The following is an 11,844-nucleotide window of genomic DNA, read 5'->3' as shown; positions in this document are numbered from 1 at the left end:
GAGGAAGCCATCTAAAAAAAAGCGACAAACGCCACCTCGGTTTTGGGCGTTTGCGGCACACCGGCAAGCCGCACGATCAGCCGGTTCACCAGCGGCGACGTGGCCACCGCGTATCCGCCGATGATGGTCATCGCCATCTGCATGGTGAACGGCACCAGCGCCCAGAACGATTTGCCGCCCTCAACCGCCATGCGCGCGGGCGTTTCGCCTATGCACAGGCCGAACAGGAAAGTCACCGCGATGCCCAGCAGCGCGAACACCAGCGAATCGGGAAACCATTTTTCGGTCCAGCCGGAAATGGCTAACCCCATAGTTTCAAGCGGACTGGATTTTTTTTCGTTCATATAATCCTCTAATCCTCAAACAAAATGAGTTTTCGTCTTTCAGCCGCGGCAAGGCAACGCTCGTGCTAATTCAGTTCCGGAGGCGGTTCGGGTACAGAATTTTTGCCGGTCATCCCGTTTTCCAGCATTGCAAGACGATGACGCAGGCTGTGGAACCCCAGCCCTGAAACCAGCGCGATAACACCCACCAGCACCCACATGCCCTCCAGCCAGTACGGCGTTATGTATTCAAGCCCGGTTCCGCCCAGGAATACGCCCAGCGCGCCCCCGGCCTGGCGCATGACACCCTGCATTCCAAGGTAACGGCCCTTATGCCGGGGCGGGGCCATGTTGGCGGCCAGCGCGCTAAGGCCCGGAGAAACGGCTATTTCGCCCAGCGAGAATATTACTACGCCCGCCAGCATGGCGCCGTAAACCGCGCCGTACCCCACTATCACATAACCGGCCGCGTAAAGCAGACAGCCCGCCAGCACCCCGCTGGTTATGCGAAACCGTTCAAGAAACAGCACCGCCGGATGCTGGAGCACAACCACAATCAGCCCGTTCACCGAAAACAGCAGGCCAATGCCGCTTTGCGAAAACCCCCGGTATTTCATCGCGAACAGCGAAATTCCCACCACCAGCTGCGCCATCACGATGCCCAGCAGGAAGGCGTAAAAGCAATACGCCGCGAACCGGCGGTTTTTAAGCTCGCTCAGCATATCGCGAAAATTGGCGGACCGCAGAACCTGTCCGCGCGCGTCGTCAATGGCATACAGCACAATCAGCCCGGTTATTATATAGGTAACGCCGCTGACGGCAAACGCCAGCGGGTAGGACTGGGCGGTCAGAAATCCCCCCGCCATCGGGCCCAGCGCCCAGCCGAGATTAATGCCTATGCGCATTCTCCCGAACGCCGCGACACGCCGGCGCGGCTCCACATTGTCGGCTATCCAGGCGTCGGCGGCGGGCGTGAAAAGATTGCCGGTCAAGCCCATCAGCAGATGCAGCGCGAAAATCCACAGGTAATGCACATGGAAGTAAATCGCCGCGCTTATGCCAAGCACGGAAAAAGCGCGCGAGAAAACAGCCAGCAGCATCATCTTTTTGCGCCCGATCTGGTCTGAAATTTCACCGCCGCACGCCAGCGAAACCGCCGTGGAGAGCATGGAAAACGACAGAAACGCCCCTATCCCGCTTAACGGCAGATCATAAGCCGAGGCCAGATAAATGGCGAAAAACGGCATCGAAAACGCATAGCCAGCGGCAAGCAAAGCGTTGCAGGAAGCGAGAATCCACAGTCTTCTGGAAACAGCCATGGGATATATTGTGCTAAATTTTTCGGCCCGGCGGTAATTGCCGCCGTCAATATAGGCACACCGGCCCTGTCGGACAAGGCGGCGTTTTTGATATTATCATATCATCATGAATGATACGATGAACTCACACCTGAATGCGGAATGTCACGGTTCAAAAGAACCGCAGCTGACAGTACGCGGCATAATCACCGGCATGCTGTTGGGCGGATTTATGAGCCTGTCCAACCTGTATGTCTCGCTAAAGACCGGCTGGAGCATCGGCGTTTCGATTACGGCTGCGATACTGGCATTTGCGCTGTTCGCGCTTATGCATAAGCTGAAAATAACGAAAAAACCGCTGGGCATGCTGGAAAACAACATTTCAAAGTCCGCGGCGAGCGCGGCCGGCTATATGACGGGCGGCGGCACGGTGGCGGCCATTCCGGCCCTGATGATGATAACCGGTGAAGCGATGGATCCCTGGCAGATGTTTTTCTGGATCGCGGCCATCGCCATGATGGGACTTGTGATGGCGATCCCGATGAAAACCCAGATGATCAATATCGAACAGCTGCGTTTTCCGACCGGCATCGCCACCGCCGAAACGCTTAAAGCCCTGCATGGCGACTGCGGCGGCGCGGAAAAAGCGAAATACCTCACCTGGGGCGCGGCGATCGGCGCGGTAGTCGCGTTCTTCCGGGACGCGAAGGCCCACTGGATCCCCTTTAACATACCCGGCAAGTTTCCTATCCTGCCGCTCACACTCAAAGGCCGGCCGCTGATGGATTACACCCTTTCCTTTGAAGGCAGCATGATAATGATCGGCGCGGGCGCGATTATGGGCTTCCGCGCGGCGTGGAGCATGCTGCTGGGCGCACTGATCAATTACGGCCTGCTCGCGCCGTGGCTTTATTCGAAAGGCATTATCAATCCAGCGCTCGGTTACAAACACATAGTGGCCTGGAGCGTATGGTTCGGCTCGGCCATGATCCTGACAAGCGGGCTGCTGGCCTTTTCATTCCAGTGGCGGACGGTTCTGCGCGCGATAAAAAGCGTCACCACATCATTTGGCGGAAAGCAGGCGGAAAACGCCGAGGTGCCCATGCTGTGGTTCTTCATCGGCATAGGGGTGCTTACTCCGATTATCGTTTTCCTCGAATGGTGGATTTTCGGCATCAAAGCATGGATGGGCATAATATCGGTGGTTATGAGCTTTTTTATCGCCATCGTCGCGTGCCGCGCGACCGGCGAAACCGACACCACGCCGACCGGCGCGCTCGGCAAAATAACCCAGATCACGTTCGGCGCGCTTGACCCCGGCAACGCGACCACCAACCTCATGACCGCCAACGTAACCGGAGGAATAGGCCTGCATGCGGCAGACCTGCTGACCGATCTCAAAAGCGGCTATCTGGTCAAAGGCGACCCCAAGCAGCAGTTCTGGGGCCAGTTTTTCGGCGTTATAGCGGGTTCGCTGTTTGTAGTGCCGGCATATAATCTGCTGATTCCGACGGCCGATGTGCTGGGCACCGACAAATGGCCCGCGCCCGGCGCGCAGACCTGGAAAGGCGTCGCGGAACTGCTGGCCAAAGGGTTTAACACACTGCACCCGACCGCGCAGGCCGCGCTTATAATAGGCGGGGTGCTGGGCATACTGTTGGTGCTGCTTGAAAAATGGTATCCGCAGCACCGCAAGTATATCCCGTCCGCCACGGGGCTGGGGCTTGCGTTCACCACGCCCGCGAACAACACCATATCCATGTTCGCAGGCGCGTTAATCACTCTTGTGCTTGAAAAGAAAAAACCGGCGGTGGCCGAGCAGACCGTAGTGCCCGTCAGCTCCGGCCTGATCGCCGGAGAAAGCCTTGTGGGCGTTCTGATTGCCGCGCTGGTGGTGGCAGGCTTTTTAAAAGGCTGACGTTTATTTTTTCCGGCAAAACGCCCGGCTGATTTTCAGCCGGGCGTTTGTTCATTTATTTGAGACAATTAACATTTTGTTGGTTTTTTCGGTCTTTTCCTCGACGATAAACATCTATGAGTTATACTTTTGATGGTATAAGTGAACGAAAAAAGCATTCCGGCTATCCGGCCCGGAAATCCAGCTTTACCTCCGGGTGCAGACTGCGCGTTACCGGACAGGCTTTCATGCAGGCCATAAGCTTTTCGCGCTGAGGCTGAGTCAGTCCGGCGGGCAGTTTCACCACGCCCGTCAGCGCGGAAACGCGTCGCGGATTTTCCTGCATGTGCTTTTCAATCTCGATAGCGGCGCCCTCAAATTTTATTCCCTCTCGCGCGGCGAATTTCGCCATTATGCTTAACGAACAGGACGCGACCGCCGCAGTCAGCAGGTCGGTCGGAGAAAAAGTGCGGCCCCGGCCTCCGTTATCCGGCGGCAGATCGGTAAGCATTTTACTGCCGCTTATGGCGTGAGTCAGCTCCACATGGTCATCGCCAACATACCGGGCGCTAATTTTAAATTCCATACAGCCTCCTGAAAAAAACGCGACCTACCGTCCATCGAAACCATTGTACAACAAAAACCGCCGAATACACAGCAATGCGCATTGACGAAGATAGCCAGGTTGCGCAAAACGAAAACGCTTATGAACGCGCGTTTGCGAACCGGAAACAAAAACGCCCGCAGGAACAGAATACAGACACCGTTTGCGCTGGCCTGCATGAAAGTCAGCCACAGGTCTGCAGGTGCGTTCTGCTTGCTTGTCCTTATGGGTTTCTTATGCCTGCCGCAGCTCCTGCCCACCGGTCAAACCGGCGCGCCTGCGGTATAACCGCGGCACCAGTTGCGGAGTGTTCTTGGTCCGACGTGCGCAAACGGCTTGAATGGCTGCAGCTGTAATTGCCCGTGGTCGGTAAAAAAGCAAGGCTTCCCCTGCGGGAAGCCTTGCTATAACTTTTTTACTGGACGCCGTTAACGCTGCGCGTTGTTTTTAAGGGCTTCGCGCCGGGCGGAAATACCGTCGAAAACCTGTTTTTCTTTCGCCTCGTAAACCGCTATTCTGCTCACGAGGTTGTCGCGCATGTCTTCCAGGTCCGAGGTTTTCATATACCGGAACGGATCGTCCGAGTTGGCATATTTCTCCATCGCGGTATGATAATCCAGCCCATCCGCCTCCAGCGCGGCCTGCTGTTCTTCGGGCAGCTGATAGCGCCGGTTGAGTTCGACCACCAGTTGCAGGCAGTAAGAGGCTCTGCCGCCGGGCAGGTTCGGTACGGTGGAATACATCATGCCCACATCCGAGCGCAGCTGGTCGGCATCATTTAAAAAAGTTTCCTTGATATCGAACTTCTGGCTCATGAAGGCGGAGTATTTTTTCTCCAAATCAACCATCCTGCGGAAAGACGGATCGCTCTGCATGCGCTCTTCCATGTAAACGCTTTGGGTAAGGAAGGTTTCACCTTCCTTGTCCTTGACGTACATGTCGGGGTATCCATGTGACACCAGCCATTCGTTCTGCACATGGTGAATGGCTTCGTGCAGGAACGTGGGCGACACGAATTTCGCGAATCCTTTGCGTACGCGCTTGTCGGTAAGCATATCCTGCATGGTATAACCGTGGGTGCGCATGTAGCGGCTCAGCAGATCGGAACTGACGACGATATTCCTGTCTACGGGCGAGAAGTAGGCGTTGGAACCGCGCTGTTTTTCGATGCTGAATTTCAGTGTCAGTTCGCCGCGGTCGTAATAACCGGCCACTTCTTTACCCACTTCGGTGGTTCTGATCTGTTCCAGCAGCAGGGGCGCAAGCAGGCCCGACAGTTTCTTTCTGTCTTGTTCCGTCATTGCGATGGGATTGCGGCTTTCGTTTATTTTTTTCGCCAGCAGGGTGTCGTTCTTGCCCATGCGTTTAAGGTAGCCGCTCAGCTCCGCCAGACGGCGGCCTGGAGGCAGATCCCCATATCTGGCCTGAATATCGGCGGGCACTTTAGTGCGGTCTTTGCCCAGTTTTATGCTGTCGAGCAGGTCGCACTTTTCCTGGTAGTCCATAACCCGGCTCATGCTTGCGTCATCAAAGCTGAGATAGGCGAACAGCTCCGTTTTTTCCTGCGCGGTATTGGCGCATTTGCCTTTTATGAATTTGGCAGCCAGCGGGCGCATGTATGCCGCAAGCAGGTTATTGCGCTGCTTTAAGGTAAGACGGCTCCACTTCGCCTTTGCGGTTTCGAGGTCAGGCAGCCGGGCGTTTCTGCTGCGTTTTGCCACCACGTCTGCAATGTTTTGCTTGGTGCGCATGCCCAGCATTTCCCACGGCAGAACTACCGAAGCCGCGACGGTGGGGCATTTGGGACAAGAGTTTTTAAGCTGGAACGCCCAGTAAAGAAAGTTTTCAGGATTTGGCCCGAAGCCCAGATCCACATAAGGCGATCTTTCCAGCGTGGACACAAGATAACTTCCCAGCCCGGACCAGTTCGAAGATTCGGCGAAAGCGTAAAGGTTGGTCTGCATGTCCTCAATCGCGCCGGTGTAGGCGATGAACAGGCCTGCGCGGTTGGCATCCTGATGCTGCAGCCACGCTATCAGGTCGGCATGCCCTGAACATTGCTTTGCAATGAAAGGATTGCGGGTGGCTATCGCGGTCAGACATTCAATCCAGATTTTCTGCAGCGCAGGGTCGTCTTTCGGCATCAGACCTTTAAAATAGCCGATAACCGGGGAAGGCCCAACCGGGTTGATCGTAATAGCCGCAGGCTGGTCGGATGCCGCAGGGGCTCCGGCTCCGGCCGGAACCATAAAACCCAGCAACAGAAGATATAACAGCAACGCTCTCAGATTCATAATGAACTCCTGGTTCGTCATCTGGATAGACTGATATTTTAATATAGCGCATAAGGAACAGCGCAGCCAGGGCCAATGGTCCCATTTTAAACCCGGGGCCGCAGACTAAGCACCAAGCCCCCGGTTTCCCGGGGGCTTGGCGTTTGAATATTAAGCTATTGCGGCCTAGTACATGCCGCCCATGCCGCCCATGCCGCCGGGCATCGCCGGGGCTGAAGATTTCTCTTCAGGTTTGTCGGCGATAAGCGCCTCGGTAAGCAGCACCGTGCTGGCGACTGACGCCGCGTTTTCCAGCGCGCACCGCACAACCTTGACGGGATCAACCACTCCGGCCTTCACCAGATCTCCGTATTCGTTGTTTTCGGCGTTAAAACCTTCGTTGCCTTTAAGATTGCGCACCCGCTCGACGATAACCGCGCCGTCAAACCCGGCATTTTCGCCTAACTGGCGCAGCGGAGAGGACAGCGATTTCCGCACGATCTCGATACCGGTCTGCTCGTCTTCGTTGTCGCCTTTAAGCGAGTCCAGCACGCCTTCACAGCGGACCAGCGCCGTGCCGCCGCCGGGAACCAAACCTTCCGCGACACCCGCGCGGGTGGCGTTTCTGGCGTCTTCCACTTTGGCCTTTTTATTCTTCATTTCGGTTTCGGTGGCCGCGCCCACGCTGATGACGGCCACTCCGCCCGACAGCTTGGCAAGCCGTTCCTCAAGTTTTTCCTTGTCGTATTCGGAGGTGGTGTCTTTTATCTGGCGGCGGATCTGCTCGGTGCGGGCGGAGATGACGGCTTTATCGCCCAGTCCGTCCACGATAGTCGTGTTTTCCTTATCGCTGACCACGCGCTTGGCCTGCCCCAGCATCGCCAGTTCGGCTTTCTCAAGTTTCATCCCGCGGTCTTCGCTGATAACTTCTCCGCCGGTAAGCGCCGCGATATCGGCAAGCAGTTCCTTGCGGCGGTCACCAAACCCGGGCGCTTTTACCGCGCAGCCCTTAAGGGTGCCGCGCAATTTATTGACAACCAGCGTCGCCAGCGCTTCCCCGTCAACATCCTCGGCGAGGATCACGAAGGGGCGGCCGGTCTGCATGACTTTTTCAAGGATCGGCAGCAGATCGTTCATCGCGCTGATCTTCTTGTCGGTGATAATCACATAGGCGTTCTCCATGACCGCTTCCATCCGCTCGCTGTCGGTCACGAAATAAGGCGAAATGTAGCCCCGGTCAAACTGCATTCCTTCCACAACATGCAGTTCGGTAACCGCGCTCTTGCCTTCTTCAATGGTTATGACGCCTTCATGTCCCACTTTTTCCATTGCCTGGGCAATGAGTTCGCCTATTTCGGCATCGTTGGCGGAAATCGTGGCGATCTGGGCTTTCTCCTCTTTCGTCTTCACCGGCTTGGAAATCTTTTTAAGATTCGCCGTCGCCGCTTCCACGGCTTTATGGATGCCGTTGCGGATCTGGGTGGGATTGGCGCCGGCGGTAATGTTTTTAATGCCTTCCGTCACGATCGCGTGGGCCAGCACGGTTGCGGTGGTGGTGCCGTCGCCGGCCACGTCGTTGGTTTTCGAGGCGACTTCGCGTATCAGCTGGGCGCCCATGTTTTCAAACTTGTCTTCCAGCTCGATTTCCTTGGCGATGGTCACGCCGTCGTCAATAACAAGCGGCGAACCGAATTTCTTGTCAATCACAACGCTCCGGCCCTTGGGGCCGAGCGTGACGCGGACGGCTTTCGCCATCTGGTCAATGCCTGATTTGATTTTTGCTCTCGCTTCTTCCGCGAAAATAATTTGCTTTGCCATATCTGTCATTTCCTCCGAAAAGTTATTTTATCACGCCGAGAATGTCATCCTGATGCATGATCAGGTACTCCGTGTCGCCCAGCTTCACTTCGGTGCCGGCGTATTTGCCGTAAAGCACCTTGTCGCCGGCTTTCACGTCCATATCCAGCCGCTTGCCGTCAGGCGTAACCCGCCCGGAGCCGACCGCTATAACTTCACCTTCCTGCGGTTTCTCTTTTGCGGTATCGGGAATGATGATCCCGCTTTTGCTTACTTCCTTTGTTTCAATCGCCTTTACGAGGACTCTGTCCCCCAAAGGCTGTATGCGGATTTCTGCCATAAAGACTTTCCTCCTTGGTTCAGGTATTTTAATCAAATTCCGCCGGGGAGCATTACTGGCACTCTGCCCGTCTGAATGCTAATTTAGCAAATATCCAGGCACCATGTCAAGCACTCGCCGCTAATGAGTGCTAATTTTGGACGGAAAAACAAAACATGTTTAAGGAAGATGTGGCGCAGGCCCGGCGGTTACCGTCAAGGCAGGCAAAAACTCAGTACAGATTGACCACCGCCACCGTGACATTATCCGGCGCGCCCGCCGCCAAAGACATATCCACCAGTTCTTTGCAGATATCTCCCGGCTCAGCCTTTGCGATCATAACCTGGCGAATCTGCTCATTGGAAACCACTTTGTTTATGCCGTCGGTGCAAAGCAGAAGCTTGTCGCCCGCTTTAAGCTCCAGTTCCTCGACATCAAGCATGATGTCGGCGTTTATGCCCAGCGCCCTGGTAAGAATGTTTTGAAGAGTGGACTGGCGGGCCTCCAGCTCGGTCAGCACGCCGCTGCGCACATGTTCGGCCACAAGAGAGTGGTCGTTGGTAAGCTGGGTCAGGGCTTGATCGCGCAGCAGATAGATGCGGGAATCTCCGATGTGGATTATCGTGCCCTTGCGCCCGCGCACAAGCACCGCGGTGAGCGTGGTTCCCATGCCCTGGTTCTCCGGGCATTTGTCGCTTAAAATCTGCAGATTGGCCGCGCTGGCGGCATAGGAAAGCTGATTGGCTTCCTGCGACAGATCCGGGTCTATCGCCATATACGGAATCTCTCCGCGCGCCATATCGGCAAGAGTTTCCTTCATCGTCCCGACAGCCAGACTGCTGGCCAGTTCCCCGGCATTGTGTCCGCCCATGCCGTCCGCCACGACCGCCAGGCCCAACGCCGCGTCAATAGCGACATTGTCCTCGTTATTAGCGCGCACTTTGCCTTTATCCGTCAGGCAGGCGAAATCCGCCTTTAACACTGCGCCGTCGTCAGAAATTTGATTCTTTTTCATGCCAGACTTTCCCTCTATAAAGGATTTCACCGAATGCAAGCAGCACGGCAATCAAAACAAACATCAGCGTCATTAAAAAATAAGACCCGACTTTGCCGGCGTCATCGGCAAAACGCTTGAGCGGATATAAAAACGCCATTTTGCGCGATGCGGCGGACAACTCGCCCGACGTGCTGCGACGCGGAACTTTTATTTTCTCGGCCCGTTTGGGATCCCGCGCGGTCATGGCGGCTTTGGCTTTAAGCACTTTTTCAATCTGTTCGCTCTGCTCCCGTTTCACGTCCTGAACGAAATAATCCGCGCGGGGGCTGGTTTGATAGAGCCACAGCAACGCCGCCGCGGCCAGCAGCATCAGCCACGGGCCCATTGACGCTACAAACGTCCGGCGCATGAACGCCAGCACAAAAGCGCATAACGCCGCCGCAACCGACCCGATTATATAACCCGGCTCGAAACTGGCGGAGCTGGTTACCGGAGCCGCGCTGAAAACAAACACGCAGTACAGCATAACGCCGCCCAGCAATACGCCGGCCAGTTTTGACACAAACTGCCGCCCGCCGCTCAGAAAATAACCCGCCAGCAGATACGCGCCGGACGCGTAAACCACCATATTGCTCACCGCTTCGGGCTGCAATGCCAGAATGCTGTTCATGGCCCGATGCGTAATAGTCGCCCCTTGCGACACCGCGCCCGCCACATAGGCTAATACAACAGCGCAGGCCAAAGCCAGATCGCGGAAAGTGACTTTATTCCGCCTGACGGCAATCAGTGTGCAGACGACCACAAACAACGCCGTGGAAAGCAATGCTGTCTGCACCGAGGGCACCGGAGTTACCCACGGCGCCACAAAAACATCGGACAGCCTGGCTCCTGCGGCAAGCCGCTCTCCGCTTACAAGCCCCGTCACAAACATGCACAGCGCAGACAACGGTATCAGCGCCGCCGCCAGCAGCATGTCCGACACGTTGCCGGCTGCCGTCCTGAAATCCGGCCACATGAATTTTCGGAAAACTTTCACTTCCGGCCGCGGCGCCCGGCGGGAAAGCTGCGCTTCCGGTATGGCAGGCGTGTATTCGAGCACCGGCGATACCGGGGTGTGCAGGCTGAACTCCTGCATTCCGGTTCCGCTGCCGGATGAAGGCGATAGCGACGATACCCGGCCTGACAGGCCGGGCGGCACCGGCCCGTAAACGGGCGCCAGCGCGGGCGTTTCCGGCGCGGCAGGCGCGGGATTTGCCTGCGCTCCGCTCACTTTCAACGCTGAACTGGCGGGCATTGAGTCAAAATCTATAACCGCGGATCCGGCCTTGACCGGTTCGGCAGGCTGGGCCGCACCCGCTTTTTTGTCGCGTGCCTGCAGAGTTCTGATCACTTCATCGGCGGATTGAAACCGGTCGTCCGGTTTTTTCTGCATCAGCCGCATGATGATATCTGACAGCCACATGGGAATTTCCGGCGCGATCCTGAACAAACTGGGCGGCTCTTCGCTTATATGTTTGTGTATGACCTCCACCGAGGTCTTGCCTTCGTAAGGATACTTGCCGGAAAGCATATAGAACAGAGTAGCGCCTATGGAATACAGATCGGCGCGATGATCCACTTTTTTCCCCAACCCCTGTTCGGGCGACATGTAATAGGCCGTGCCGACCATTTCGCCCACCATCGTCAGCTGCTGGTCTTCGTCCACCTTGCGTGCCAGCCCGAAATCCACAATTTTCGGCACGCCGTCTTTCGTAACCAGAATGTTTGTCGGCTTGATATCGCGATGTATTATGCCCTGCTCGTGGGCCGCTTTCATGCCTTCAAGAATGCCGGTGATAATCTTGATGGATTCGTCAACGCTCAGCTTGCCTTTTTCCTTTATTATAGCCTGCAGCGTCACGCCATCAATGAAACTCATGGAGAGGAAATGATACCCATGCTCGATTCCGGCGTTGAACACGCTTACAATATTCTTATGGTCCAGCCGGGCGGCGCTTCTGGCTTCGCGCAGGAAAAACTGCACGTTTCTTTCGTCTTTGGCCAGCGCCGGAGCCAGTATTTTGACGCACATATATTTATCAAGGCCGGGATGATGACCAAGATACACAGTGCCCATCGCGCCTGCGCCGAGTTTTTTGACAATCTGGCAGCCGGCAAAATCCAGCCCTACAATGGGATCTTTTTCAGCTTCAGCATTAGGCATGTTCATAAGGCCCGCGATCTCGACCCGTGGCGGGGTCTCGACGACCTCTTCTACAACATCCACCATCCCGGGTGGTTCTGTGAGGGGGCTCTCCTCCGGCCGGCGCCGCCGGAGGTACCACCCGGCGCCGAGG

The 11,844-nt window shown here is 56.1% G+C and carries 9 protein-coding genes; 1 reads left to right on the top strand and 8 read right to left on the bottom strand.

The features are described from left to right. Positions 1 to 11: 11 nt before the first annotated feature. Together PHW69_08015 and PHW69_08010 are read right to left on the bottom strand one after the other, a co-directional pair. A complete protein-coding gene (locus tag PHW69_08015) occupies positions 12 to 344 on the bottom strand; it encodes a TIGR00366 family protein (protein MDD4005131.1) in 333 nt (110 codons plus the stop codon). A gap of 65 nt (positions 345 to 409) precedes the next feature. Further along, positions 410 to 1,642, bottom strand: a complete 1,233-nt coding sequence (locus tag PHW69_08010; GenBank protein MDD4005130.1) for an MFS transporter — start codon at positions 1,640 to 1,642, stop codon at positions 410 to 412. 118 nt (positions 1,643 to 1,760) lie between these two features. Between PHW69_08010 and PHW69_08005 the strand changes: the two genes are divergently transcribed. Then, positions 1,761 to 3,539: an OPT/YSL family transporter gene (locus PHW69_08005; protein ID MDD4005129.1), complete on the top strand. Its 1,779-nt coding sequence runs from the start codon at positions 1,761 to 1,763 to the stop codon at positions 3,537 to 3,539. Between the two features lie 163 nt (positions 3,540 to 3,702). On the opposite strand, the gene PHW69_08000 is transcribed toward PHW69_08005, so the two are convergent. From PHW69_08000 to PHW69_07975, 6 genes are all read right to left on the bottom strand, one after another. After that, a complete protein-coding gene (locus tag PHW69_08000; protein ID MDD4005128.1) occupies positions 3,703 to 4,104 on the bottom strand; it encodes an OsmC family protein in 402 nt (133 codons plus the stop codon). 446 nt (positions 4,105 to 4,550) lie between these two features. Then, positions 4,551 to 6,416, bottom strand: coding sequence for a hypothetical protein (locus PHW69_07995; protein MDD4005127.1), 1,866 nt, complete (start codon positions 6,414 to 6,416; stop codon positions 4,551 to 4,553). 165 nt (positions 6,417 to 6,581) lie between these two features. After that, positions 6,582 to 8,213 (bottom strand): chaperonin GroEL, encoded by a 1,632-nt coding sequence (groL, locus tag PHW69_07990; GenBank protein ID MDD4005126.1) that lies wholly within the window; start codon positions 8,211 to 8,213, stop codon positions 6,582 to 6,584. Between the two features lie 22 nt (positions 8,214 to 8,235). Further along, positions 8,236 to 8,532: a co-chaperone GroES gene (groES, locus tag PHW69_07985; protein MDD4005125.1), complete on the bottom strand. Its 297-nt coding sequence runs from the start codon at positions 8,530 to 8,532 to the stop codon at positions 8,236 to 8,238. A gap of 211 nt (positions 8,533 to 8,743) precedes the next feature. Beyond that, positions 8,744 to 9,526 carry a Stp1/IreP family PP2C-type Ser/Thr phosphatase gene (locus tag PHW69_07980; protein ID MDD4005124.1) on the bottom strand — a complete coding sequence of 261 codons (783 nt, stop codon included), beginning with the start codon at positions 9,524 to 9,526 and terminating at the stop codon, positions 8,744 to 8,746. Next, positions 9,504 to 11,844, bottom strand: a 2,341-nt coding sequence (locus tag PHW69_07975) for a serine/threonine-protein kinase (GenBank protein ID MDD4005123.1), incomplete at its 5' end; no start/stop codon positions are given. The genes PHW69_07980 and PHW69_07975, both read right to left, overlap by 23 nt.

The organism is Elusimicrobiaceae bacterium, from assembly GCA_028700325.1.
Taxonomy (GTDB): Bacteria; Elusimicrobiota; Elusimicrobia; order Elusimicrobiales; family Elusimicrobiaceae; genus JAQVSV01.
Note: the sequence above shows the minus strand (reverse complement) of the source record. Positions and strands in the feature narration are given on the sequence as shown.

Bases quoted from the DNA above. Each gene is read 5' to 3' on its own strand.
- groES (MDD4005125.1), bottom strand. From the start codon at position 8,532: ATGGCAGAAATCCGCATACAGCCTTTGGGGGACAGAGTCCTCGTAAAG.
- PHW69_07995 (MDD4005127.1), bottom strand. From the start codon at position 6,416: ATGAATCTGAGAGCGTTGCTGTTATATCTTCTGTTGCTGGGTTTTATG.
- PHW69_08010 (MDD4005130.1), bottom strand. From the start codon at position 1,642: ATGGCTGTTTCCAGAAGACTGTGGATTCTCGCTTCCTGCAACGCTTTG.
- PHW69_08000 (MDD4005128.1), bottom strand. From the start codon at position 4,104: ATGGAATTTAAAATTAGCGCCCGGTATGTTGGCGATGACCATGTGGAG.
- PHW69_08015 (MDD4005131.1), bottom strand. From the start codon at position 344: ATGAACGAAAAAAAATCCAGTCCGCTTGAAACTATGGGGTTAGCCATT.
- groL (MDD4005126.1), bottom strand. From the start codon at position 8,213: ATGGCAAAGCAAATTATTTTCGCGGAAGAAGCGAGAGCAAAAATCAAA.
- PHW69_08005 (MDD4005129.1), top strand. From the start codon at position 1,761: ATGAACTCACACCTGAATGCGGAATGTCACGGTTCAAAAGAACCGCAG.
- PHW69_07980 (MDD4005124.1), bottom strand. From the start codon at position 9,526: ATGAAAAAGAATCAAATTTCTGACGACGGCGCAGTGTTAAAGGCGGAT.